At 69.5% G+C, this 23,230-nt stretch carries 21 protein-coding genes; 15 read left to right on the forward strand and 6 right to left on the reverse strand.

Features of this window, described 5'->3' with window-relative positions; all coding sequences use genetic code 11:
- Position 1: 1 nt before the first annotated feature.
- Together ACK4TT_RS16860 and lpdA are read left to right on the forward strand one after the other, a co-directional pair.
- The gene (locus ACK4TT_RS16860; RefSeq protein WP_409641778.1) at positions 2-481 is read left to right on the forward strand and encodes a glutathione peroxidase; all 480 of its coding nucleotides are present in this window, start codon (positions 2-4) and stop codon (positions 479-481) included.
- Entirely contained in the window at positions 481-1,872 is a 1,392-nt protein-coding gene (lpdA, locus tag ACK4TT_RS16865) for a dihydrolipoyl dehydrogenase (protein ID WP_409641781.1), read from the forward strand. The genes ACK4TT_RS16860 and lpdA overlap by 1 nt, the downstream gene beginning before the upstream one ends.
- A 138-nt stretch (positions 1,873-2,010) precedes the next feature.
- Here lpdA and ACK4TT_RS16870 read toward each other — a convergent pair whose 3' ends face one another.
- Positions 2,011-3,564, reverse strand: a complete 1,554-nt coding sequence (locus tag ACK4TT_RS16870) for an AMP-binding protein (protein ID WP_409641784.1) — start codon at positions 3,562-3,564, stop codon at positions 2,011-2,013.
- 144 nt (positions 3,565-3,708) lie between these two features.
- Here ACK4TT_RS16870 and lipA point away from each other — a divergent pair, with 144 nt between their 5' ends.
- Positions 3,709-4,674: a lipoyl synthase gene (gene lipA / locus ACK4TT_RS16875; RefSeq protein ID WP_409641787.1), complete on the forward strand. Its 966-nt coding sequence runs from the start codon at positions 3,709-3,711 to the stop codon at positions 4,672-4,674.
- A 7-nt stretch (positions 4,675-4,681) separates the two neighbouring features.
- Positions 4,682-5,149 carry a type II toxin-antitoxin system RatA family toxin gene (locus ACK4TT_RS16880; protein ID WP_409641791.1) on the forward strand — a complete coding sequence of 156 codons (468 nt, stop codon included), beginning with the start codon at positions 4,682-4,684 and terminating at the stop codon, positions 5,147-5,149.
- Here ACK4TT_RS16880 and ACK4TT_RS16885 read toward each other — a convergent pair.
- Positions 5,146-5,637, reverse strand: coding sequence for a CinA family protein (locus ACK4TT_RS16885; protein WP_409641793.1), 492 nt, complete (start codon positions 5,635-5,637; stop codon positions 5,146-5,148). The genes ACK4TT_RS16880 and ACK4TT_RS16885 overlap by 4 nt on opposite strands.
- A 77-nt stretch (positions 5,638-5,714) precedes the next feature.
- Here ACK4TT_RS16885 and ACK4TT_RS16890 point away from each other — a divergent pair, with 77 nt between their 5' ends.
- The gene (locus ACK4TT_RS16890) at positions 5,715-8,030 is read left to right on the forward strand and encodes a fused MFS/spermidine synthase (protein ID WP_410213461.1); all 2,316 of its coding nucleotides are present in this window, start codon (positions 5,715-5,717) and stop codon (positions 8,028-8,030) included.
- On the opposite strand, the gene ACK4TT_RS16895 is transcribed toward ACK4TT_RS16890, so the two are convergent.
- A complete protein-coding gene (locus ACK4TT_RS16895) occupies positions 8,027-9,172 on the reverse strand; it encodes a bifunctional 2-C-methyl-D-erythritol 4-phosphate cytidylyltransferase/2-C-methyl-D-erythritol 2,4-cyclodiphosphate synthase (protein ID WP_410213462.1) in 1,146 nt (381 codons plus the stop codon). The genes ACK4TT_RS16890 and ACK4TT_RS16895 overlap by 4 nt on opposite strands.
- 91 nt (positions 9,173-9,263) lie before the next feature.
- On the opposite strand from ACK4TT_RS16895, the gene dusB reads away from it, so the two are divergent.
- The 8 genes from dusB to hflX all read left to right on the forward strand — a co-directional run bounded on the left by dusB (position 9,264) and on the right by hflX (position 19,041).
- Positions 9,264-10,271, forward strand: a complete 1,008-nt coding sequence (gene dusB, locus ACK4TT_RS16900) for a tRNA dihydrouridine synthase DusB (protein ID WP_409641802.1) — start codon at positions 9,264-9,266, stop codon at positions 10,269-10,271.
- A complete protein-coding gene (locus ACK4TT_RS16905; RefSeq protein ID WP_409641805.1) occupies positions 10,268-11,386 on the forward strand; it encodes a two-component system sensor histidine kinase NtrB in 1,119 nt (372 codons plus the stop codon). The genes dusB and ACK4TT_RS16905 overlap by 4 nt, the downstream gene beginning before the upstream one ends.
- The gene (gene ntrC / locus ACK4TT_RS16910) at positions 11,383-12,804 is read left to right on the forward strand and encodes a nitrogen regulation protein NR(I) (protein ID WP_409641808.1); all 1,422 of its coding nucleotides are present in this window, start codon (positions 11,383-11,385) and stop codon (positions 12,802-12,804) included. The genes ACK4TT_RS16905 and ntrC overlap by 4 nt, the downstream gene beginning before the upstream one ends.
- An 87-nt stretch (positions 12,805-12,891) precedes the next feature.
- Complete coding sequence (locus ACK4TT_RS16915) at positions 12,892-15,111, forward strand: ATP-binding protein (protein WP_409641811.1); 2,220 nt, start codon at positions 12,892-12,894, stop codon at positions 15,109-15,111.
- A gap of 12 nt (positions 15,112-15,123) precedes the next feature.
- Positions 15,124-16,515: a sigma-54-dependent transcriptional regulator gene (locus ACK4TT_RS16920; protein ID WP_409641814.1), complete on the forward strand. Its 1,392-nt coding sequence runs from the start codon at positions 15,124-15,126 to the stop codon at positions 16,513-16,515.
- Between the two features lies 1 nt (position 16,516).
- Positions 16,517-17,380 (forward strand): D-amino-acid transaminase, encoded by an 864-nt coding sequence (locus ACK4TT_RS16925; protein WP_409641817.1) that lies wholly within the window; start codon positions 16,517-16,519, stop codon positions 17,378-17,380.
- Between the two features lie 99 nt (positions 17,381-17,479).
- Positions 17,480-17,725 carry an RNA chaperone Hfq gene (gene hfq / locus ACK4TT_RS16930; protein WP_111274395.1) on the forward strand — a complete coding sequence of 82 codons (246 nt, stop codon included), beginning with the start codon at positions 17,480-17,482 and terminating at the stop codon, positions 17,723-17,725.
- Positions 17,722-19,041, forward strand: coding sequence for a GTPase HflX (gene hflX, locus ACK4TT_RS16935; RefSeq protein WP_409641821.1), 1,320 nt, complete (start codon positions 17,722-17,724; stop codon positions 19,039-19,041). Before hfq ends, hflX begins: the two co-directional genes overlap by 4 nt.
- On the opposite strand, the gene mazG is transcribed toward hflX, so the two are convergent.
- The 3 genes from mazG to ACK4TT_RS16950 all read right to left on the reverse strand — a co-directional run bounded on the left by mazG (position 19,038) and on the right by ACK4TT_RS16950 (position 21,215).
- Positions 19,038-19,853 (reverse strand): nucleoside triphosphate pyrophosphohydrolase, encoded by an 816-nt coding sequence (mazG, locus tag ACK4TT_RS16940; RefSeq protein WP_409641824.1) that lies wholly within the window; start codon positions 19,851-19,853, stop codon positions 19,038-19,040. The genes hflX and mazG overlap by 4 nt on opposite strands.
- A 79-nt stretch (positions 19,854-19,932) precedes the next feature.
- The gene (locus ACK4TT_RS16945) at positions 19,933-20,418 is read right to left on the reverse strand and encodes a hypothetical protein (RefSeq protein ID WP_409641827.1); all 486 of its coding nucleotides are present in this window, start codon (positions 20,416-20,418) and stop codon (positions 19,933-19,935) included.
- A gap of 74 nt (positions 20,419-20,492) precedes the next feature.
- Positions 20,493-21,215: an SIMPL domain-containing protein gene (locus ACK4TT_RS16950; RefSeq protein WP_409641830.1), complete on the reverse strand. Its 723-nt coding sequence runs from the start codon at positions 21,213-21,215 to the stop codon at positions 20,493-20,495.
- 321 nt (positions 21,216-21,536) lie between these two features.
- Here ACK4TT_RS16950 and ACK4TT_RS16955 point away from each other — a divergent pair, with 321 nt between their 5' ends.
- Positions 21,537-21,797, forward strand: a complete 261-nt coding sequence (locus tag ACK4TT_RS16955; protein WP_410213463.1) for a hypothetical protein — start codon at positions 21,537-21,539, stop codon at positions 21,795-21,797.
- 707 nt (positions 21,798-22,504) lie between these two features.
- Positions 22,505-22,891, forward strand: a complete 387-nt coding sequence (locus ACK4TT_RS16960; RefSeq protein ID WP_410213464.1) for a GFA family protein — start codon at positions 22,505-22,507, stop codon at positions 22,889-22,891.
- The last annotated feature ends 339 nt before the right edge of the window (positions 22,892-23,230 follow it).

Here is a 23,230-nt window from a genome sequence, read left to right on the forward strand (position 1 = left end):
GATGGCGTCCATCTACGACTTCGCCGCCGAGACCATCGACGGCCAGCCCGCGCCGCTCTCGGACTACCGGGGCAAGGTGCTGCTGATCGTGAACACCGCCAGCAAGTGCGGCTTCACGCGCCAGTACGCGGGCCTTGAGGAGCTGTACCGCAAGTACCGCGACCGCGGTCTGGTGGTGCTGGGCTTCCCCTGCAATCAGTTCGGCCAGCAGGAGCCGGGCGACGAGGCGGAGATCAAGTCCTTCTGCTCGCTGACCTACGACGTCGACTTCCCGATGATGCGGAAGATCGACGTGAACGGCCCCACGGCCCATCCGCTCTACGTCTTCCTGAAGGGGGCGAAGAAGGGGGTGCTGGGCACCGAGGCCATCAAGTGGAACTTCACCAAGTTCCTCGTGGACCGGGAAGGGCGGGTCGTGGACCGCTTCGCCCCCACCGTTGAACCCAAGGCGCTGGAAGGCGCGATCGAGGCTTTGCTCTAATGGCTGATGCGTTCGACGTCGTTGTGATCGGCTCGGGTCCCGGGGGTTACGTTACGGCAATCCGGGCCTCGCAGCTCGGCTTCAGGACGGCCATCGTGGAGCGGGCCGAACTGGGCGGCATCTGCCTGAACTGGGGCTGCATCCCCACCAAGGCGCTGCTGAAGTCGGCCGAGGTCTATGAGACCCTGGACCACCTCGGCGACTACGGCCTGTCGGTGGAGAAGCGCGGCTTCGACTTCGGCAAGATCGTCGAGCGCTCGCGCAAGGTGGCCGCCCAGATGAACTCGGGCGTCACCTTCCTGATGAAGAAGCACAAGATCGAGGTGGTGCAGGGGACGGCGCGCCTGGAGAAGGGCTCGCCCGCACCGACCGTCGTCGTGGGTTCGCGCAAGCTCACCGCCAAGCACGTGATCCTGGCCACCGGCGCCCGGGCCCGCACCGTGCCGGCCATCGGCCTGGAGCCGGATGGCGAACGGGTGTGGACCTACCGCGAGGCCCTGGTCCCGAAGGCGGCGCCCAAGTCGCTGGTGGTCGTGGGCTCCGGCGCCATCGGCATGGAATTCGCCAGCTTCTACAGGGCCCTGGGCTCGGAAGTTACGGTGATCGAGATGATGCCGCGCATCCTGCCTGTCGAGGACGAGGAAATCTCGAAGGCCGCGCACAAGGCCTTCGAGAAGCGGGGGATCAAGTTCCGCGTGCCGGCCAATGTGAAGAAGCTCACCAAGAGCAAGACCGGCGTCAGCCTGGAGATCGAGGCCGGCGGCAAGGCCGAGACCCTGACCGCCGACGTCTGCATCGTGGCCATCGGCATCGTCGGCAACGTCGAGGACCTGGGCCTGGAGGCCCTGGGGGTGAAGATCGAGAAGACCCACGTGGTCACCGACGCGCATGGCGCGACCGGCGTGCCCGGCCTCTATGCCATCGGCGACGTGGCGGGGCCGCCCTGGCTGGCCCACAAGGCGAGCCACGAGGGCGTGCACTGCGTTGAGCACATCGCGGGGCTGAAGCCCACCAACCTGACCGCGCCGATCCCGGGGTGCACCTACACCACGCCGCAGGTGGCCTCGGTGGGCCTGACCGAGGCCCAGGCCAAGGAGCAGGGGCTGGAGCCCAAGGTCGGCCGCTTCCCGTTCCGCGTGAACGGCAAGGCGGTGGCCGCCGGCGAGGTTGACGGGCTGGTGAAGACCATCTTCGACGGCAGGACCGGAGCCCTGATCGGCGCCCACATGGTCGGCCACGAGGTCACCGAGATGATCCAGGGTTTCGCCATGGCCATGACGCTGGAGGCCACCGAGGCCGAGATTCAGGCCACGGTCTTCCCGCACCCGACCATGAGCGAGGCCATGCACGAGGCCGCCCTCGACGCCTACGGGCGGGTGCTGCACCTCTGATTTCCCTCCCTTGATGGGGAGGGACAGGCCGCGAAGCGGCCAGGGTGGGGCGGCCTATCCCTGGACGCTGCGCCCGGTCGTGACCTCCCCACCCGTCTCGCTGCGCTCGCCACCCTCCCCATTAAGGGAGGGAAGGCGTCACGCCGCCCGCCTGAGCTCGGCTTCCACGATCCGCTGCAGGGCCACGTAGTCGGTCTTGCCGGTGCCGAGGACGGGGATCTCCGGCACCTTGATGATCTTGCGCGGCACGGCCAGCTCGGGCGCGCCGATGGCGTGGGCGTGGGCGATCAGCGGCCCGGAGTCGGCGTCGCGGCGGTCGGTGACCAACACCAGGCGCTCGCCCTTCTTGGGGTCGGGCATGGCGACCACGGCGTGGCGGCACTCCGGCCAGACGGCCGAGGCGAGGTCCTCGGCGGCGGTGAGCGAGACCATCTCGCCGCCGACCTTGGCGAAGCGCTTGACCCGGCCCAGGATCTTCACCCAGCCGTCGTCGGTGATCGAGACCACGTCGCCGGTGTCGTGCCAGCCGCCGGCCGGCGGATCGATCCCGCCGTCGGCCCGCAGGTAGCCGCTCATGATGTTGGGGCCGCGCACCAGGAGCTTGCCGCCGCCCGGGATGCCTTCGACGGGCTCCAGCTTCGTCTCCATGCCCGGGAGCAGGCCGCCCACCGTGCCGCGGCGGTTGTCGGTGGGCTTGTTCACGGCGATCACCGGCGAGGCCTCGGTCGCGCCATAACCTTCGAGCAGCGGGATCGGGCCGAACTTCTCGGCGATAAGGTTGTGCGTCTCGTCGCGGACCTTCTCGGCGCCGCAGACGACGAACTCCAGCCCGGCCAGCTCGTCGGGCTCGGCGGCGCGGGCGTACTGGTTGACGAAGGTGTCGGTGGCCAGCAGCACGGCGGCCTTGCTGTCCTTCACCAGCGGCGGGATCTGCTTGGTGTGCAGGGGCGAGGGGTACTGGAACGCCTTCATCCCCGTCAGCAGCGGCAGCAGCACGCCGCCGGTCAGGCCGAAGACGTGGAAGATCGGCAGCGGGTTGAAGAACACCCAGTTGGGATCGAGAGCGATGTGGGCGGCGATCTGGCGGCAGTTGGCCACCAGGTTGGCGTGGCTCAGCACCACGCCGCGCGGCGCCCCGAAGCTGCCCGAGGTGAACAGGATGACGCCGGGGTCGGAGGGGCTGAGCGGGGCGCGGAACTGCTTGGGGAAGGCGCCGGCGGCGGCGGCGAACAGTTTGTCGGCCACGCCCACCGTCTCGCGCACGTCCTCGAGGTAGGTGATGGCGGTCATCCCCTCCAGCGCGTCGATCAGGTCGTGCAGCTTGCCCTGCTCGACGAACCGGTGGGAGGTCAGCACCCGCTTCACCCCCGCCAGCTCGCAGGCCGCCTTCAGGTTCCGGATGCCGGCCGTGAAGTTCAGCATGGTGGGCACCCGCCCGAAGGCGTGCAGGGCGAAGAACGTCACCACCCCGCCGGCGCTGGACGGCAGCATGACGCCGACGCGCTCGCCCTTGGCGGTCATGGCCGCCAGCTTCCGGCCCAGCGCGAAGGCGGCGCGGATCAGGTCGGTGTAGCTGAGGGGATTACGCTCCTGGTCCTCCAGGATCGGCTTCTTGGAACCGTGGGTCTTCGCCGCGTCGACGAGGGCGTCGAAGACAGAAGACTGCGCCGCGGCGCTGTCGAACGCACGCAAGGGCGATCGCTCCCGGACTGTTCTCGTTGGGCGGTGAACCTATCCGTCGGATTCCGGAATGAAAAGATCGGTTACAGTCCGTGAGTTCCCGCCCGCGGCGATCCCGCGCTTGATCCGAGGGCCCCGACGGACGATTTAGGGGCCATGGCCGTGGTCATCGACACCGTGGGCGGCGCGCCGCGCCCCCGCCACCCCGAAAAGCAGGCGCGTCCCGACACGCCGATTCTCAAGAAGCCCGAGTGGCTGCGCGTCCGCGCGCCGGGCTCGCCCGGCTACATGGCCACGCGTGAGGTCGTGAAGACCAACCGCCTGGTCACGGTGTGCGAGGAGGCCGGCTGTCCCAACATCGGCGAGTGCTGGGACAAGAACCACGCCACCTTCATGATCATGGGCGAGGTCTGCACGCGGGCCTGCGCCTTCTGCAACGTGGCGACCGGCAAGCCGGAAGCCCTGGATGCGGACGAGCCCGCCCGGGTCGGCGAGGCGGTGGCCAAGATGGGCCTGGCCCACGTGGTCATCACCTCGGTGGACCGCGACGACCTGGCCGACGGCGGCGCCCGGCACTTCGTGGAGACCATCGAGGCGATCCGAGCGGCCTCGCCCGCGACCACCATCGAGATCCTGACGCCGGATTTCGCCCGCAAGCCGATCGCGGCCCTGGAATCGGTGATCGACGCCGGGCCCGACGTCTTCAACCACAACCTTGAGACCGTGCCCCGGCTCTACCTCTCGATCCGGCCCGGCGCGCGCTACTACCACTCGCTGCGCCTCTTGGAGCGGGTGAAGGAGCGCGACCCCGCCCAGTTCACCAAGTCCGGCATCATGGTCGGCCTCGGCGAGAGCAAGGAGGAGGTCATGCAGGTGATGGACGACATGCGCTCGGCCGGCGTCGACTTCATCACCATCGGCCAGTACCTGCAGCCCACCCGTAAGCACGCCGCCATCGACCGCTTCGTGCATCCGGACGAGTTCAAGGCCCTGGAGGAGATCGCCCGGGCCAAGGGGTTCCTGATGGTCTCGGCCAGCCCGCTGACCCGCTCGTCGCACCACGCGGGCGAGGACTTCGCCCGGCTGCGGGCGGCGCGGCAGGCGAAACTGTCCGCGGCCTGAGGCCCAGGTGCACCACCACGTCTCCAAGGTTCTGCCCTACGGACCCGATCAGCTTTTCAGCCTGGTCGGCGACGTCACCCGCTACCCTGAGTTCGTGCCCTGGGTGACGGCGCTGAGGACCTGGAACGCCCGGACGATTGCGGAGGGGGTGGATTCCCTCGACGCCGAGGCCAGCGTCGGCTTCTCGTTTCTCAAGGAGCGGTTCGCCACCCGCGTCCGCCGCGACGCCCCGAACCGCCAGATCGACGTCCACCTGCTGTCGGGCCCGTTCCGCAAGCTGGTCAACCGCTGGCGATTCATCGAGGCGGGCGAGGGCGCCACGCGCGTGGAGTTCGATATCGAGTTCCAGTTCAAGTCGCGCCTGCTGGAAGGCTTGCTGAAGGCCAACTTCCACCACGCGGTCGAGAAGCTGATGGACTGCTTCGAGGCGAGGGCGGCGTTGCTCTACGGTCAGCCCGAGATTTCGCCCGGCTAGACCAGCCGGTCGCGGAGCGCCTGGAGCGCCGCCTGGACGGCGGCGAGCTGGATGCCCTCGCGGGTCTCCTCCTCGAACAGTTCGTGGCGGTGCATGATCCGCTCGTTGGCGCGCGCGGTGGCGATGTGGACCGTGCCCACCGGCTTCATGGGCGTGCCCCCGCCCGGGCCGGCCACGCCGGTAATCGCCACGGCCAGGTGGGCGTTGGAGGCCTCCAGCGCGCCTTCGGCCATCATCCGGGCCACGGGCTCGGAGACGGCGCCCATGTCGGCGATCAGGTCGCCCGGCACGCCCAGCAGCTCCTGCTTGGCCCGGTTCGAATAGGTCACGAAGCCGCGCTCGAAGACGTCGGACGCCCCGGCGATGGAGCAGATGGCGCCCGCGACGAGGCCGCCCGTGCAGCTTTCCGCCGTGACGATTCTGAGGGATCGTTCCCGCGCCTCGTCGATCAACAGACGGGCCAGGGTGACGATTTCCAGCGAAAACATCGGCGCGGCCCCTTCACGGTTCGAACACCGGTCAACTGCAACGCTGCTCCGTATCGATCAAGGACAATCCCGGTTCCATGAGCACGCTCGCCGCCGACTCCCGCCGGACCTACGCCCCGCCGGGCCTGTTCGCCATCACCGTCTTCTCGAGCGCGGCCCTGGTGTTCCTGGTCCAGCCGATGGTGGCCAAGCTGGTCCTGCCGCTGCTGGGCGGCAGCCCCTCGGTCTGGAACACCTCGATGGCGTTCTTCCAGATCGCGCTCCTGGTCGGCTACGCCTACGCCCACGGCCTTCAGAAGATCCGGTCGGTCAGGACCCAGGCTCTTGTCCACTGCGGCGCGCTGGTGCTGGCCGCGATCGCCCTGCCTCTGCGGGTCAACGGACTGGCGGGGCCGCCATCGTCCGAGCACCCGAACCTCTGGCTGCTGGCGGTGCTGGGCCTCTCCATCGGCCTGCCGTTCGCGGCGCTCTCGGCCACCGCGCCGTTGGTCCAGGCCTGGTACGCACGCACCGTGGGGCAGGCCGAGGGCAAGGAGCCCTACGTCCTCTACGCGGCCAGCAACTTCGGCAGCCTGCTGGCGCTGCTGGCCTATCCGATCGTGGTGGAGCCCGCCTTCACCCTCTGGGGGCAGCGCTACGGCTGGAGCGCCGGCTACGTGGGTTTCGTCCTCTTGATGACGACCCTGGCCCTGCTGGTCGTCCGGACCCGCGCGCCGGAGGCGGCGAGGGAGGCGCCGCTCGGCGGCGAGGCCGAGGCGCGCCCGGCGGCGAGCACGCGGGCCGCCTGGGGCGACCGGCTGGCCTGGATCGGCCTGGCCGCCATCCCGGCCAGCCTGATGCTGGGGGTGACCACCTACATCACGACCGACGTGGCCTCGGCCCCGTTCCTGTGGGTGCTGCCGCTGGCGCTCTACCTCGTCACCTTCATCGTGGCGTTCCAGGCCAAGCCCGCCATCCGGCCCGAGTTCGCGCTCGGCATGCACGCCGCCACCGTGGCGGTCTGCGCGGCGCTGCTGCCATTCCGCTCGACCTTCTTCGCTGTCCAGCTCGTGGCGCACCTGCTGGCGTTCTTCTTCACCGCGCTGATGTGCCACCAGCGCCTGGTGGCGCGCCGGCCGGACCCGTCGCAGCTCACCGAATTCTATCTCTGCCTCTCCATCGGCGGCGTGGTCGGCGGGGCCTTCAACGCCTTCGCCGCGCCGCTGATCTTCGACAACGTCTGGGAATATCCGTTGGTCCTGGCGCTCTCGGCCTTCGCCCGGCCTTCAGGGAACCTGTCGAAGGTTCCGATCGCCACCTGGGTCATGCTGGTCCTGGGCGTCGGCGCGGCGGCGGCCCTGCCGGTCATCGTGACCCTGGTCCAGGGAAGGCTCACCACGGAGTCCGTGGTGGGAGCGTTCGACCAGGCCGAGCTCTTCGACATGGCGGTGAAGGTCGTGCTGATCGTGCCTATCGTGGCGGCCTTCATGGTCCGCTCACGGGCGCTGTTCTTCTTCCTGGTGATCGTCATGCTGTCGATCGGGGCCGAGGCCGCGGCCGATCGCACGGACATCCGCCAGAGCTGGCGCAGCTTCTTCGGCGTGATGCGGCTGTCCGAGACCATCGTCCCCAACCTGGGCGGCAAGGTGAAGATGCTGGCCCACGGCACGACCCTGCACGGCGCCCAGGCGGTTGATCCCCGCTACCGCTGCAATCCGCAAGTCTACTACACGCCGCGAACGCCCATCGGTCAGGTGATCGTGGCCAAGCAGGCGCGTTCCCCGAGCCTGCGGATCGGCGCCGTCGGGCTGGGAACCGGTTCGGTGTCGGCCTACACGAGGCCGGGCGACCGGCTGACGTTCTTCGAGATCGATCCGCTGGTGGTGCGGATCTCCACCAATCCGGCGGTGTTCAGCTATACGACCGAATGCGCCAAGGGGGCGGTGGACTATGTGATCGGCGACGCCCGCCTGACGCTCGCCAGACAGCCCCAGGGCGAGTTCGACGTCTTGCTGATCGACGCCTTCTCGTCCGACGCCGTGCCGGCCCACCTGCTGACGGTCGAGGCGGTGCAGGGCTACCTCAGCCATCTGAAGCCGGACGGGGTGCTGATCCTGCACCTGTCCAACCGCAACCTCGACCTCATGGGGCCGGCCCAGGCCGTCGCCCGCGTGGCCGGGGGCTACGCGCTGGCCCAGAACTACCGCCCGGGCCAGAACCCGCCGGGGAGCTGGGAGTCGGGGGAAGACGCGGTGATCGTCGGCCGCTCGCGGGCCGCGCTGGCGCCGTTCGAGGGCGACTCCCGGTGGACGTACGCCAACCCGTTCCTGGCGAGGCCCTGGCGCGACGACTACACGAACCTGGCCGGCGCGCTCTACGCCAACCTGAAGGGCCGCTACGCCTGGCTGCCTTAGGGCGGGCACTCCACGGCGACGACCGCCTGGGCCATCAGGCCTTCCTCGCGGCCGGTGAAGCCCATGCCCTCGGTCGTGGTCGCCTTCACGCTGACCCGATGGACCGGCAGACCCAGCAACTCGGCGATGCGGGCGCGCATGGCGTCGCGATGGGGGCGGATCTTGGGACGCTCGCAGATCAGGGTGACGTCGGCGTTCAGGATGCGGCCACCCACGGCGCCGACGCGGTTCATGGCGTGGATCAGGAATCGGTCCGAGGAGGCGCCTTTCCACTGCGGGTCAGACGGCGGGAAATGCTCGCCGATGTCGCCGTCGGCGATGGCGCCCAGAACGGCGTCCGTCAGGGCATGCAGGCCGCAGTCGGCGTCCGAGTGGCCGACCAGGCCCAGGTCATGCTGGATGCGCACGCCGCACAGCCAGACCACGTCGCCCGGCCCGAAGCGGTGCGCGTCGATCCCCTGGCCCATGCGCACGATGCGGCGGGAGCCCGCGAGCTGTTCCGCCATCATGAAATCCTGGGGGTAGGTCAGCTTCATCAGGAGCGGGTCACCCGGGACCATGGCGACGCTCCCGCCGGCCCGTTCGACCACCGAGGCGTCGTCCGTCGGTTCTTCCCCCACGGGCCAGGCGCGGTAGGCGGCCTTGAGCTTGCCGGCCTTGAAGGCCTGGGGGGTCTGGGCGCGCCAGAGGCCGTCCCGGGAGACGGTCTCGTCCACGAGGGCGTCGCCGCGCTTCAGGGTGTCGGGGACGGGCAGGACCGGGATTGCGCCGTCCGACACGTCCAGGGCGGCGAGCAGGCGCTCGACGTGCTCGCGGGTGACGAAGGGGCGGGCTGCGTCGTGGATCAGCACCGGCTGGTCACGCCCGGCGGTGACGGCCGCCAGCCCCGCCTGGACCGACTCCGCCCGGGTCTTGCCGCCCGTGACGGCCCGCCAGTTCGAAAGGCCGGCCAGGGCTTCGTCCACCTGCGACAGGCGGTCGCGGGCCACCACGACCACGACCTCGCGGGCGCCAGCCGACAGTAGGCCCTCGACCGACCAGCGCACGATGGGGCGCCCCCCCAGGCTACGCCACGCCTTGGGTTCTCCGGGTCCGGCCCTCAGACCCGCCCCTGCCGCCACGACCACCGCCGAAAAGCTCATGGGAGCCGTCTTAGGGAACTGTCGCGCTTTGTTCCAGCTTTACGGCGCCGCACAAATTGCCTAAAAACCCGGCGGAGCCGGTGATTACAAAATGAGCAGTGGTATTCAGGTTGGGGGCGTCGAGGTCGGGGGACGGGCGTGGATCGCTCCCATGACGGGGGTGTCGGACCTTCCGTTCCGCCGGGCGGCGAGCCGCCTCGGGGCGACCTATGTGGCTACGGAGATGGTGGCCTGCGCCGAATTCTCGAAGGGTCGGCCGGACGTGGTGCGCCGCGCGGCGGTGGGCGAGGGGCTGCCCCTGATGGTGGTCCAGCTCGTGGGCCGCGATCCGGAGCATATCCGCAACGGTGCGAGACTGGCGGCCGAGGCCGGCGCCCAGGTCATCGACCTGAACTTCGGCTGTCCCGCCAAGGAGGTCACCGGCGTGCTCTCGGGCTCGGCGCTGATGCGCGAGCCGGACCTGGCCGCCGAGCTGATGGCGGCGGCCGTGGACGCGGTGGACGTTCCGGTGACGGTGAAGATGCGCCTGGGGTGGGACGACGCCTCGAAGAACGCGCCCGAGGTCGCCGCCAGGGCCGAGGCGCTGGGCGTGAAGGCGGTGACGGTCCACGGCCGGACCCGCTGCCAGTTCTACAAGGGCGCGGCGGACTGGGGCGCGGTGCGGGCGGTGAAGGACGCCGTCGCGATCCCGGTCGTCGTCAATGGCGACATCGTGGACGGACGGACGGCGCGGGAAGCCCTGGATGCGTCCGGCGCTGACGCGGTGATGGTGGGGCGCGGCGTCTACGGCAAGCCCTGGGTCGCGGCCCAGATCGAGGCCGAGCTGGCCGGCGAACCCTTCGAGGAGCCCGGAGCCGAGGCCCGGCTAGGCATCGCCCTCGAGCATTTCCGGGACAGCCTGGCGTTCTACGGCGACCGGCTGGGCCTGAAGATCTTCCGCAAGCACCTGGCGTCCTACATCGAAAACGCCCCGTGGCCCGCCGAGGCGGCAGAGCGTCGCGCCGCGCGCGCGGCCCTCTGCCGGATCGAGGAGCCGGCCGAGGTGGACCGGGCCCTGACGGCGCTCTGGCGCGACCCTGACCGGAGGCTGGCGGCATGACCGGCAAGACCCGCAGCCATCCGGCCGGATTCGACCTGGGCGCCTTGAAGGCCGCCGCCTTCGACCTCAGCCCCGATCCCTCGATGGTCGTGGACGCCGAGGGCGCGCTGGTGGCGGTGAACGAGGCCGCCGAGGCGTTGTTCGGGCAGGGCTTGGGCCTGCTGGCGCGCGGCCGCTTCCGCGCCGCCCTCCCGCCGGGATCGGCCCTGGTGTCCTTGCTGAACCGGGCGTTGGAAGAGGGCGCGCGGGTCCGGGAACGGGGCGTCCACATCAGCCTGTTCGGCCTGCCGCCGTTCGAGGCGGACGGCGCGGCCGCGCCCCTCGGCGACGGCTCGGTGCTGCTGACCTTGACCGTGAAGTCCGGGTTGGGCGTCGAGCGCTCGCCTCAGGAGGCCGCCGGCCTCCGTTCCCTGGTGGGCCTGGGCCGCATGCTGGCCCACGAGATCAAGAACCCGCTGGCCGGCATTCGCGGCGCGGCCCAACTGCTGAAGACCGGCGCCAGGAGCGAGGACGCTCCGCTTGCCCAGCTCATCGTCGACGAGACCGACCGGGTGAAGCGCCTGGTCGAGCGGATGGAGGCGTTCTCGGACGACGCGCTGCCGTCGCTCAGCCCGATCAACATCCACCAGATCCTGGACCGCGTGCGGGCGCTGGCCGCCAACGGCGTGGCCGACGGCCTGGAGCTGCGCGAACACTACGATCCCTCCCTGCCGCCGGCCCTGGGCGACGAGGACCAGCTCATCCAGGTGTTCCTGAACCTGGTGAAGAACGCCGCCGAGGCCGCCCACGCCCGGGGCGACGGGCGCGGAGAGATCGTCATCCACACGGCCTATCGCCACGGCGTGCGCGTGCGCGCGGCGTCCGGGCAGGTGCTGCGCGGCGCCCCGCTGGAGGTCCGCATCCAGGACAACGGCCCCGGCGTGCCCGAGCACATTCGCGAGAGCCTGTTCCAGCCCTTCGTCAGTTCCAAGGCCAACGGCGCGGGCCTCGGCCTGGCCCTGGTCGCCAAGCTGGTCGCCGGCCATGGCGGCCTGATCGATTTCGAGTCGGAGCCCGGGCGCACCGTGTTCCGTGTGCTGCTCCCGATCGCTTCGCCTGAGGATGTCCACGAATGAGCGCGGCTTCTAAGAAGATCCTGATCGCCGACGACGACTCGTCGATCCGGCTGGTGCTCAGCCAGGCCTTCACGCGCCTGGGCTATCAGGTGCGGGCGACGGGCAACGCGACCACCCTCCTGAAGTGGGTCTCGGACGGGGAGGGCGACCTCGTCGTCACCGACGTGGTGATGCCGGACGAGAACGTGTTCGACGTCCTGCCCCGCATCAAGAAACAGCGGCCCAAGCTGCCCGTCATCGTGATGAGCGCCCAGAACAACCTGATCACCGCGGTGAACGCGGCCGAGGTCGGCGCGTTCGAATACGTGCCGAAGCCTTTCGACCTGGACGACATGACCTCGGCGGCGCGGCGGGCCCTGGCGCGCCCCGCCGACACCGAGGCCTCCAAGGCCCAGGCCCGGGCCGTGCGCGACGACCGCCTGCCGCTGATCGGCCGTTCCGGGCCTATGCAGGAGGTCTACCGGACCATCGCGCGCCTGGTGGGCGCGGACCTGACCGTGCTGATCACCGGCGAATCCGGCACCGGCAAGGAACTGGTCGCCCGCGCCCTTCACGACATGGGCCGTCGCCGCGACGGCAAGTTCGTGGTCATCAACCTGGCCGCCACCCCGCGCGAGCGGGTCGAGGCCGAGCTGTTCGGCAAGGAGGACGGCGACGTCGGCAAACTGGTCGATGCGGACGGCGGGACGCTGTTCCTCGACGAGATCGGCGACATGCCCCTGGACGCCCAGACGCGCCTGCTGCGGGTCATCGACGGGTCGGAGCCGGCCCTGAACCCCCGGACGGGCCGGCGGCCCAACGTGCGGATCATCGCCGCCACCAACCGGGACCTGCGGGCCCTGATCCAGCAAGGCCTGTTCCGCGAGGACCTGTTCTTCCGCCTGAACGTCGCCCCGCTGCGTCTGCCGCCGCTGCGCGACCGGGAGGAGGACATCCCGGACCTGGCGCGGGCCTTCCTCCTGCGGGCCAACCGCGAGGGCCTGCCGGCCAAGACCATCGACGCCGGCGCCCTGGAGCGGCTCAAGCGCCACAGTTGGCCGGGGAACGTCCGCGAGTTGGAGAACCTGATCCGCCGTGTCTGCGCCCTCTATGGCGAGGACCTGATCTCCGCCCGGATCATCGAGAAGGAGCTGGCCGACCAGCAGCCCGTGGTGCAGGGCCAGGAAGGCCCCACGACCCTGGCCCAGCTCGTCGAACAGAAGCTCTCCAGCTACTTCGCCGACCAGCCGGACGGCATTCCGCCCCCGGGACTCTACGACCGGGTGCTGGAGGAGGTGGAGCGGCCGCTTATCCAGCTCACCCTGGCGGCCACGCGCGGCAACCAGGTCCGCGCCGCCGAGATTCTGGGTCTCAACCGCAACACCTTGCGCAAGAAGATCCAGGACCTGGGCGTGGAGATGAGCCGCGGCCGCCGCTGACGAGCTTCCTGATCCTCGCGGCCACGTGAAGCGTCGCGGCAACATAGCTGTTGAGTTTGGAGCACAGCTCCTTAGGCTCCGGCCACAATGGCGTTGCATAACCACAACGCGTCCGGCCCGCCCGTCGTGGCCGGCGTGCGCCGGGCGCTCGGGTCGCGCCTGATCCTGGGAATCGGCTACGGCGTCGCCGTCGGCCTGACCGTGCTCGCCATCATCCTGGCGGCGTCTCCGCCCCAGACGGGGCCGCTCGGCCCGGCCAGCCGCTTCATCCTGACGCTGCTGGGGCTGAACCTCGTCCTGATCCTCATCCTGATGACGGCGGTGGGGCTCAGGATCGCCGACCTCCTGAAGGCCCGGGCGCAGGATGCGGGCGCGCGCCTGCATGTCCGATTCGTCCGGCTCTTCGCCCTGGCCGCGGTGGCCCCGGCGCTGGTGGTGTTCATCTTCTACGGCGTGCTCGTCAGCCGGGGCGTCGAGAGCTGGTTCAGCGCGCGCGTCCAGACCGTGGTCGAGAACGCCGCCACCGTCTTCCGCTCGTACGTTGACGAGCAGACCCGCTACATCGCCGAGCACGTCGCGCCCATGGCCGCCGACCTGAACCGGGAGGCCGGTGCGCTCCAGGAGCGTCCGGACCAGGTCAACAGCTTCCTGGGCCAGCTCGCGTCGTACCACGCCTTCCCGGCGGCTTATCTGATCGACCGCCAGGGCCGCATCCTGGCCCGGGCCGAGAACGAGGACGCGCCGCCTTATGTTCCGCCGCCCAAGGCGGGCTTCGACGCCGCCGACCAGCGCGAGATCTATGTGCCGGACTTCGGCGGGGGCGACGTGATGTGGGCGCTCTATCGCCTGGAGGCCTACGACGACGTCTATCTCTACATCGCCCGGCCGCTGCGGAAGGGGATCATCAACTACCTGCGCACGGCCGAGGGCTCGCTGGTCGCCTATCGGGACGTGGCGCAGAACCGCGAGCGCATCCAGACGATCTTCGCCCTGAGCTACGCCGAGACGGCGCTGCTCGTGCTGGTGGGCGCCGTCTGGTTGGGCCTGGGCGCGGCCAACGCGATCTCAGCCCCCGTCGCGCGCCTCGTGCAGGCCGCGGGCCGGGTGTCGAGCGGCGACCTCAGCGCGCGGGTCGACGCCGAGGCGGATCCGGACGAGATCGCCGTCTTGTCGCGGGCTTTCAATAGTATGACGCGCGATCTTCAGGAGCAGCAGGAGGCGCTGAAGCGCGCCGGCGACGAGGCCGAGAGCCGCCGCCAGTTCATCGAGACGGTGCTCGCCGAGGTGAGCGCGGGCGTCATTGGCCTCGACCCGGAGGGCCGGATCTCGGTCGCCAACCGCCAGGCGGCGTTGCTGCTCGACCTGCCGGGCGACCATGGCCGGGGGCGCAAGCTGTCCGAGGTGGCCCCCGAGTTCGCGGGCCTGGCCGAAGGCGCGGGCCGAGGCGGCGAGGCCGAGGAGGAGATCGACGTCGTCCGCGGCCGCGAGACGCGGCGTCTGCGCGTCCGCGCCAGCCAGAGCGAGGGCGGGCTGGTGCTCACCTTCGACGACATCACCCGCCTGGTGACCGCCCAGCGCAACGCCGCCTGGCGCGACGTGGCCCGCCGTATCGCCCACGAGATCAAGAACCCGCTGACGCCCATCCAGCTGTCGGCCGAGCGGCTGCGGAAGAAGTACCGCAAGGATATCGCCGAGACCGAGCTTGAGACCTTCGACCGTTGCACCGACACGATCGTGCGCCAGGTGGGCGACATCGGCCGGATGGTGGACGAGTTCTCGGCCTTCGCCCGGATGCCGGCCCCGAAATTCGCCCGCGTCGAGGCCGACGAGCTGATCCGGGCCGCGGTCTTCGCCCAGCGCGTGGCCAGCCCCGACCTCATCGTGGAGCTGGAGGAGCCGACGCCGCATGTCGAGCTCCTGGCCGACGGGCGGATGTTGTCCCAGGCGCTCACCAATGTCCTGAAGAACGCCGCCGAGGCGGTCGAGGCCCGCCGGGCCCACTCGCCGCGGGTGAAAGGACGCATCCGAGCGCGGCTGACCGTTGGGGACGGTCACGTGGCGTTCGAGGTCGAGGACAACGGCATCGGCCTGCCCGACAAGGACCGGGACAGGCTGACCGAACCCTATGTGACGACGCGCGAGAAGGGCACGGGCCTGGGCCTCGCGATCGTGAAACGAATCCTGGAAGACCACGGCGGCGAGCTGGAGCTTGCCGACGCGCGGGACGGGCAGGGGGCCTTGGCCATCCTTCGCCTGCAGGCGGCTCCGGCCGCGCGCGTCGACGCTCCGGCGGCCGTGACGGCGTAGAGGACTGGAAGCATGGCGTCTGACGTACTTGTGGTCGACGACGAGGCCGACATCCGCGAACTGGTCGCGGGCATCCTGTCGGACGAGGGCTACGCCGTTCGAACGGCGAACGACTCGGAATCGGCGCTCGCCGCCATCCGGGCGCGCAAGCCGGCGCTGCTGATCCTCGACATCTGGATGCAGGGCGGCGGCATGGACGGCCTGGAACTGCTCGACCTCGTGCGGGAGTTGGACCCCGACCTGCCGGTCATCATGATCTCGGGCCACGGGAACATCGAGACGGCGGTCAGCGCCATCAAGCGCGGCGCCTACGAGTTCCTGGAAAAGCCGTTCAAGTCCGACCGCCTGCTGCTGGTCGTCGAGCGCGCGCTGGAGGCCACCAACCTGCGGCGCGAGAACCGGCGCCTGCGGGCCCAGACCCTGACGCCCGAGGGGCTGCTGGGCCGGTCGATGGCCGCCCAGCAGCTTCGCCAGATGATCGCCAAGCTGGCCGGCGCCAACAGCCGCGTTCTGATCTCGGGCCCGCCGGGGGCCGGCAAGGAGACTGTGGCGCGCCTGATCCACGCCGCCAGCCATCGCGCCCGCAGCGAATTCGTCCCCATCAGCGCCGCCGGCATGACGCCCGAGCGCATGGACGTCGAGCTGTTCGGTCAGGAGGCCGATGGTGGCCGGCCGGCCAAGATCGGCGTGTTCGAGCGCGCCCACGGCGGCACGCTCTATCTGGACGAAGTGGCCGACATGCCGCGCGAGACCCAGGGCCGCATCCTGCGGGTGCTGGTCGAGCAACGCTTCCGGCGCGTCGACGGCGACTCCGACGTCCAGGTGGACGTGCGCGTGATCTCGTCAACCTCCAAGGACCTGCGTGAGGAGATCGCGGCCGGCCGTTTCCGCGAGGACCTGTTCCATCGCCTGAACGTCGTTCCGGTGAACGTGCCGGGTCTTGCCGAGCGGCGGGAGGACATCCCTGAGCTGGTCGACGACTTCATCACCCGGATCTGCGACGCGACGGGCCTGCCCCGGCGGCGCCTGTCGGACGACGCGCTGGCCATGCTCCAGGTGCGGGCCTGGCCCGGCAACCTGCGCCAGCTCCGCAACAACGTGGAGCGGATGCTGATCCTGGCGTCGGGCGCGCCGTCCGAGCCGATCACCGCCGACATGCTGCCGCCCGAGGCCTCGGTGAACGACTCCGGCGGGACCTTCGGCGCCGAGCGGATCATCGCCCTGCCGCTGCGCGAGGCCCGGGAGGTGTTCGAGCGCGAGTACCTGAACGCCCAGATGCTCCGCTTCTCGGGCAACATCAGCCGCACGGCGGCCTTCATCGGCATGGAACGGTCGGCCCTGCACCGGAAATTGAAGTCGCTGGGCCTGTCCGGCGGCCGGGCGCTCGAGACGGAGGACGCGTAAGTTGGGACGCATCGCCTATGTGAACGGCCGGTTCGTCCCGCACGCCGAGGCCGTCGTCCACATCGAGGACCGCGGCTATCAGTTCGCCGACGCGGTCTATGAGGTCTGGGCGCTGTTCGACGGCCGGCTGGCCGACGCGGAAGGCCACTTCGCGCGCCTGGAGCGCAGCCTATCCGAGCTGCGGATCCCCATGCCGATGAGTCGCGCGGCCCTGACCGTCGTCCTCCGGGAGGCGGTGCGCCGCAACCGGGTCCGCGAAGGCCTGCTCTACCTGCAGGTCAGCCGCGGGGTGGCGCCGCGCGAACACCCGTTCCCGGCCGAGGACACGCCCCCGGCCGTGGTCATCACGGTCAGCCGCGTGGATCGCGCCGCCTCCGAGGCGCGCGCCGCCAAGGGGGTCGGCGTCGTCACCACGGCCGAGAACCGCTGGAGCCGGTGCGACATCAAGACGGTGGGCCTGCTGCCCAACGTGCTCGCCAAGCAGAAGGCCAAGGAGGCGGGCGCCGTCGAGGCCTGGTTCGTCGACGACCTGGGCTTCGTCACCGAGGGCGGCTCGTCCAACGCCTGGATCGTCGACGGCGACGGCGTGCTCCGGACCCGCGACACCAACGCCAACATCCTGCGCGGCGTGACCCGCCTCAGCCTGCTCGACGTGATCCGCGAGGCGGGGCTGAAGGTGGAGGAACGGCCGTTCACGCCCGACGAGGCCCGGGCGGCGAAGGAGGCCTTCATCACCGGCGCCGGCAGCCTGGTGCTGCCAGTCGTCTCGGTGGACGGCAAACCCGTTGGAAATGGCGTCCCCGGCCCCATAGCGACGAAGCTCCGTCGCCTCTATATCGAGCGGGCCAAGGCGCATTCGATCTGATCGGCCGGGCGCGATTGCGCCCGTCGCCAATCCCTGTTTAGCGTCTCACTTGCGTGTGTGGGCGGATGGCCGCCCGATCAAAACAAAAGGCGAAAAGCCATGAGCGACAAGAAACAGAACCTGCAGGACACCTTCCTCAACAGCGTGCGGAAGTCCAAGACGCCCCTCACCATCTTCCTGGTGAACGGGGTGAAGCTGCAGGGCGTGGTGAGCTGGTTCGACAACTTCTGCGTCCTGCTGCGCAGGGACGGGCAATCCCAGCTCGTCTATAAGCACGCCATCTCCACCATCATGCCGGCCCAGCCCGTGCAGCTCTACGAGCCGGCCGACGACGAGGCCGATTGAGCTCCTCCAAATCCGTCGACCGCGAGGCGCCCGTCCAGGGCGCCGTGGTGATCCATCCTGACCGGGAGGGCCGCGGCTCCGCGCGCCATCCAGAGGCCCGGCTGGAAGAGGCCGTCGGCCTCGCGCTCGCCCTCGACCTCGAGGTGCGCGAGGCCCTTGTCGTATCCCTGCGCAGGCTCACGCCGGCCACCCTGTTCGGCAAGGGCAAGGTGGAGGAGGTGGCCGCGCTCGTGGAGGCCGTCGAGGCCGATGTGGTCGTGGTCGACGACGCGCTCACGCCTGTCCAGCAGCGGAACCTGGAGAAGGCCTGGAAGGCCAAGGTCATCGACCGCACCGGGCTGATCCTGGAGATCTTCGCCCGCCGGGCGCGCACGCGCGAGGGCCGGTTGCAGGTCGAGCTGGCCCGCCTGACCTACGAGCGCTCGCGCCTGGTCAGAACCTGGACCCACCTGGAGCGCCAGCGCGGCGGCTTCGGCGTCATGGGCGGCCCGGGCGAAACCCAGATCGAGACCGACCGCCGGTTGCTGGCCGAGAAGATCGGCAAGCTGAAGCGCGAACTCGTCGAGGTGCGCCGCACGCGAACCCTCCAGCGCTCGGCCCGCCGGCGCGTGCCGTACCCGACCGTGGCGCTGGTCGGCTACACGAACGCCGGCAAGTCCACGCTGTTCAACCGGCTGACCCAGGCCGAGGTGCTGGCGCAGGACATGCTGTTCGCCACGCTGGACCCGACGCTCCGGACCCTGAAGCTGCCGGACGGCCGCCCAGCGATCCTGTCCGACACGGTGGGATTCATCTCGGACCTCCCGCACGAACTGGTCGAGGCCTTCCGGGCGACGCTGGAGGAGGTCCGCGAGGCCGACGTGGTGCTGCATGTGCGCGACATCGCCAGCGAGGAATCGGCCGCCCAGGCCGAGGACGTGCGCGGCGTGCTTCGGCGCCTCGGGGTCGACATGGACGAGCGTCGCATCCTGGAGGTCTGGAACAAGGCCGACCTGCTGCCGCCCGAGGACCGCGAGGCCGCCGCCGGCGACGCGCGCCGGGCCCACCCGCCGGCCATCCTGGTCTCGGCCGTCACGGGCGAAGGCTGCGACGAGCTGCTCAAGGCCGTCGCCGGCCTGGTGGACGAGGCGCCGCCGGTGGACATCTACGCGCCGGCGGGCGAGGGGGCGGCCATCGCCTGGCTCTACCAGCATGGCCGGGTCCTGGAGCGCGTGGGCGGCAAGGACGGCAGCGTGCGTCTGGCCGTCAGCCTCACGCCGCAGGCCATGGGCCAGTTCGAACAGCTCTTCCCGCAGGCCGAGATCCGGCCGCACTAACCGCCCTTTTCGACCGCCTTCGCCTCGTTCCAGAGGGCGTCCATCTCGGCGAGGTCGGACTGGTCCGGCGTCTTGCCGCGCGCCGCAAGTTTCTCTTCTATATAGCGGAAACGCCTGACGAACTTGCCGTTGGTGTAACGCAAGGCGTCCTCGGGATCGACATCCAGCGTGCGGGCGAGGTTGGCCACCACGAACAGCACGTCGCCGATCTCGTGGCGGGCCTTCTCGAGGTCGCCGGCGGCCACCTCGACCTCCAGCTCGGCCACCTCCTCGTGCAGTTTGGCGACGACGTCCTGCACGGTGGGCCAGACGAAGCCCACGGTGGCGGCGCGCTTGGAGAGCTTCACGGCGCGGGTGAGGGCGGGCAGGCCCACCGGCACATCGTCCAGCAGGCTCTCGCGGCGGCCCTTGGCCTCGCGCTCGGCCGCCTTCAGCGCCTCCCAGCCTTCCTTCTGTTCGGCGAGCGAGCCGTAGGTCTCGTTGGCGAAGACATGCGGGTGGCGGCGGACCATCTTCTCGGAGATCGCCCGGGCCACGTCCTCGAAGGCGAAGGCGCCCTGTTCCTCGGCCATGCGGGCGTGGAAGACCACCTGCAGCAGGAGGTCGCCCAGTTCCTCCTTGAGGTCCGACAGGTCCCCGCGCTCGATGGCGTCGGCCACCTCGTAGGCTTCCTCCACCGTGTAGGGGGCGATGGTGGCGAAGGTCTGCGCGACGTCCCAGGGACAGCCGTGCTCGGGGTCCCTCAGGTGGGCCATGATGGCGAGCAGGCGGTCGATCGGCCGCAGGTCGGCCGGCGGGGCAGGGCGGGTCATCGGGATCCTTGGCGCATACGAAAGGCGGCGCGCGGCGATCAGACCGCGCGCTGTCTTTCGACGCAAGCCGGAGGCGGGCTCAGCGCTTGGGGATCTCGCCGCGCGCGAGCTGCCGGGCCAGGCGGTTGAACGTCCAGGTGGCGTCCGACCAGATCCAGTCGCCATAGGCCTGGCGGATGTCGGTCTCGTACCACTTGTAGGAGAGCGGCGTGACGGTCCCGTCGGCGGCCACGATCCGGCCCTCGACCGCCGCGCCGCCCACGCCGAAGCTTTCCATCGAGAGGCCAGGGGTGTCGCGGAGCTGCTGGAAGGTCGGCCGGTTGGGCTTGGCGTCGGTCAGGGTGAGCTCGACCCGGGCGTCGGGGAAGCGGCCCGAGCGGGCCAGGGCCGTCTCGACCTCCTCCTTGAGATCGTCGGTGAGGAAGCGGCCTTCGCGCGGGCCGTAGGTCTTGTCGAGCTTCTTCTGGAACTCGGGGCCGATGCTGACGGTGACCGTGGCCGGGGCGGCGAGGGCGATGGAACCGGTCGCCAGGAGCGCGGCGGCCGCGAGGGCGATGGTGCGCATGAGGGCTTCTCCGATGAAGTACAGTAAGAACTTAATATGTGGGCCTGGGCAGGTTACGCACAAGCCCGTTAAGGTCACTTCAGGCGGTAGCTGACCGTCGTGACCACGCGGACTTTCTTGAAGACTTGGGAAGACGGGTCGTAGCCCACCTCGTCGCGCCCCAGGATCTCGAAGGACCCTTGCGTGGCCGAACGTATGCCGCCGAGCTTCGCGCCGGAGTCCCGGGCGAACTGCTGGGCGCCGGTGCGCGCGCTGGCCGTGGCCTCGGCGATCATGGCCGGGCGCACGTCGTTCAGCTTGGTGAAGAGATACGAGGGGCCGTTGTAGTCCTGCAGGACGACGCCCTGGCGGATGAGTTGGTCGAGCTGGCGGGTGGTCGCCTGGACCCGGTCGACGTTGGTGGTGCGCACGATCACGGTCTGGGCGACGCGGTAGCGGGCGGCGACGTTCTGCTGCTGGTACTCGCGGGCGTACTGGTCGGTGACCTCGAGGCGCCCGAGGTCGATCTCGGCGGGCTGATAGCCCTGGGCGGCCAGGAAGCGGCGCACTGCGGCCGTGTCGGCGTCCACGTCGGCCTGCACGGCCTGGAGATCGTCGCCGACCGAGGCGAACTTGAGCGGCAGGACGGCGAGGTCGGCCTTCACGATGCGCTCGGAGAGGCCGCGAACGGTGACCGCGCGGTCGCCGATGCGGGCGTTCTCGACGCCCTTGCCGACGAACGCGCCGCCGGCCGCGACGCCGACCGCCAGGATCGCTGCGCCGGCCACGGCGGCGGGGATGAGGGTGTTCTGGGCCATGGCTTCCTCTTGGAACCTGAGGAGGAGCTAGCCCAGCTTGGCTGTCAATTCGCTGAACGGCGCGGGGGACAGGCCCCGCTGTCCCTGATTCAAAACGATGCGAGCGGCCCCAGGGGACTCGACTGACTCCAAAACCGCGACGCGACACAAGAATGCCGGAGGTTGCCATCCAAACTCCGCGAGGGCCGTTCGCACTCGTTATCGAGTCAGTCACGAGTTTGGGCCGCCGATCCTACCTCCGCGGCACAGGTGGGCCCACCTAAGTGGAGCTATTTCGCCTCGTCTGCTCTTCTGCTGCGTATGAGACGGGGTGAGACGTTGATGTCGATGGCGCGCCGCCATGTGGCTGATGGTGAGGCTCACGTTCGAAGGCAGCATGAGATTATCGCGCGGCTTCGGGCTGGCGAGTTCCCGACGGATGCCGCCGAGGCGCTGCTCGTGCAATTTGAGCAATCCCTGACCGATCACCGAAGCCATCTCCTTCGCTTTGAGGAAGAGCAGCGTGCAGGCCTGCGAGATGAAGCCGGTACTCTGACAACCCCGGGTCTTGGGGGGCACCTCAGCGAAGCGGCTGACGACTAAGCACGCTTCGGCTCAACTGGGAGGTCAGCGTGCTTGTGACCGGTGACGGTCCGGGAGCATGAGGGGTCTTGAACGTAGTTACCGCTCATTCTTGCCCGTCGACGCGAATTCGTCCTTCAAATTTTGAGCCTGACTGCGCAATTCCCCGAACCGGGAATGCAGCGCGAAGGTGGTGGCGGCCATCACGAAAGGCCCGAGCGCTGCGCGACCGGCGAACGTCCATGTGAGGAGTTCACCCTCGCTCCATGTCCATAGGGCGGTTAGCGCGAAGCACGCTGCACTAAGCGTGGCCCAACGCCGATCCAATGGCCCTTCGCGATACACAAGAACAGGCTCACAATCGCTGCCGCGCCGCTGAGGGATGCTACGATCGCAACACCAATGCGTTTGGCTCCTCCTGCATTTCTTTCATCTCCTGCAGTTCGTTCGCCCCAGACATCCAAGTCATCTGACGAGCAGACGCGTCCGCTTCCGACCCGCATCGGACGTTGACCTCCGGCCGAGAACGGACAGCAGCAGCAGACACTCCCAGGCCGAGAAGCAGACATTGGGCTCCACGCTTGCCACCTGCTCCGCTAGTCGTCAGCTGTGGGTGTAAAGCGGACACCCAGGATGACGCCCCCCACCTCTGCGCCACGAGCGGTCGGGGCATTAGGCCCCGTGGCGCGCATTGGCGGCCTGCGGTGAACTGAGTCATTCTGCTGCCCATGAACATCCGGACTGCTGCTTGCACCTGTGGCGCACTGACGGTCCCCGCCCGCGGTGAGCCGCTGAAGATCAGCGCCTGCCATTGCCATGCCTGCCAGCGTCGTACAGGCAGCGCCTTCAGCGCGGCGGTGTTTTATGATCGAGATCAGGTGACGCTGAACGGAACGTCGAAGACTTTCACGCGCCCGGGCGACAGCGGTCAGAACGTGGAGTTTCACTTTTGCCCCCACTGCGGGACGAACATCCTTTGGTATCCAGAGTTTCGACCGCGCTACGCCGGAGTAGCGATTGGATGCTTTGCGGATGGCGGCCCGGGCGGGCCGACCCAAGCTGTGTACGAACACCTCCGTCATCCGTGGGTCAGCCTAGCGATCGAGGGGCGGTAGCCCACTGACCTGCAGAATGCGACAGCGAAATGCCGCGTTGGCGCGGCGAAGTTGAGCAACCTCAGCCGAGCTTGCAGACGTCTACCAAGGTTCGTGAGTCGACCTCCTGCCGTCTTTGGTTCTTCGAAGCGTCGCCCGAACCTTATCTCGCGCCATCGACTTCCGAGCGCCACGCACAGACGCCAAGCGTCGCCCCCGCCGCAACAAGACGCGCCGCGCTGGTCTGCGCCCCTTGAAGTGGTCCATCCCTTATGTTGGTCCGAGGACCATTTTGGATGGAACGAGAGATGGCAAGGAAACGGCACAAGCCGGAAGAGATCGTCGCCAAGCTGCGGCAGG

It is taken from the genome of Phenylobacterium sp., from assembly GCF_046463815.1.
GTDB lineage: Bacteria > Pseudomonadota > Alphaproteobacteria > Caulobacterales > Caulobacteraceae > Phenylobacterium.

What these genes read in the sequence shown, in the direction of transcription:
- ACK4TT_RS16915 (WP_409641811.1), top strand. Translation starts at nt 12,892, where the DNA reads ATGGCGTTGCATAACCACAACGCGTCCGGCCCGCCCGTCGTGGCCGGC.
- ACK4TT_RS16950 (WP_409641830.1), bottom strand. Translation starts at nt 21,215, where the DNA reads ATGGCCCAGAACACCCTCATCCCCGCCGCCGTGGCCGGCGCAGCGATC.
- ACK4TT_RS16920 (WP_409641814.1), top strand. Translation starts at nt 15,124, where the DNA reads ATGGCGTCTGACGTACTTGTGGTCGACGACGAGGCCGACATCCGCGAA.
- ACK4TT_RS16895 (WP_410213462.1), bottom strand. Translation starts at nt 9,172, where the DNA reads ATGAGCTTTTCGGCGGTGGTCGTGGCGGCAGGGGCGGGTCTGAGGGCC.
- ACK4TT_RS16890 (WP_410213461.1), top strand. Translation starts at nt 5,715, where the DNA reads ATGAGCACGCTCGCCGCCGACTCCCGCCGGACCTACGCCCCGCCGGGC.
- lpdA (WP_409641781.1), top strand. Translation starts at nt 481, where the DNA reads ATGGCTGATGCGTTCGACGTCGTTGTGATCGGCTCGGGTCCCGGGGGT.
- ACK4TT_RS16960 (WP_410213464.1), top strand. Translation starts at nt 22,505, where the DNA reads ATGAACATCCGGACTGCTGCTTGCACCTGTGGCGCACTGACGGTCCCC.
- ntrC (WP_409641808.1), top strand. Translation starts at nt 11,383, where the DNA reads ATGAGCGCGGCTTCTAAGAAGATCCTGATCGCCGACGACGACTCGTCG.
- mazG (WP_409641824.1), bottom strand. Translation starts at nt 19,853, where the DNA reads ATGACCCGCCCTGCCCCGCCGGCCGACCTGCGGCCGATCGACCGCCTG.
- ACK4TT_RS16885 (WP_409641793.1), bottom strand. Translation starts at nt 5,637, where the DNA reads ATGTTTTCGCTGGAAATCGTCACCCTGGCCCGTCTGTTGATCGACGAG.
- ACK4TT_RS16945 (WP_409641827.1), bottom strand. Translation starts at nt 20,418, where the DNA reads ATGCGCACCATCGCCCTCGCGGCCGCCGCGCTCCTGGCGACCGGTTCC.
- hfq (WP_111274395.1), top strand. Translation starts at nt 17,480, where the DNA reads ATGAGCGACAAGAAACAGAACCTGCAGGACACCTTCCTCAACAGCGTG.
- lipA (WP_409641787.1), top strand. Translation starts at nt 3,709, where the DNA reads ATGGCCGTGGTCATCGACACCGTGGGCGGCGCGCCGCGCCCCCGCCAC.
- dusB (WP_409641802.1), top strand. Translation starts at nt 9,264, where the DNA reads ATGAGCAGTGGTATTCAGGTTGGGGGCGTCGAGGTCGGGGGACGGGCG.
- ACK4TT_RS16860 (WP_409641778.1), top strand. Translation starts at nt 2, where the DNA reads ATGGCGTCCATCTACGACTTCGCCGCCGAGACCATCGACGGCCAGCCC.
- ACK4TT_RS16955 (WP_410213463.1), top strand. Translation starts at nt 21,537, where the DNA reads ATGTCGATGGCGCGCCGCCATGTGGCTGATGGTGAGGCTCACGTTCGA.
- ACK4TT_RS16905 (WP_409641805.1), top strand. Translation starts at nt 10,268, where the DNA reads ATGACCGGCAAGACCCGCAGCCATCCGGCCGGATTCGACCTGGGCGCC.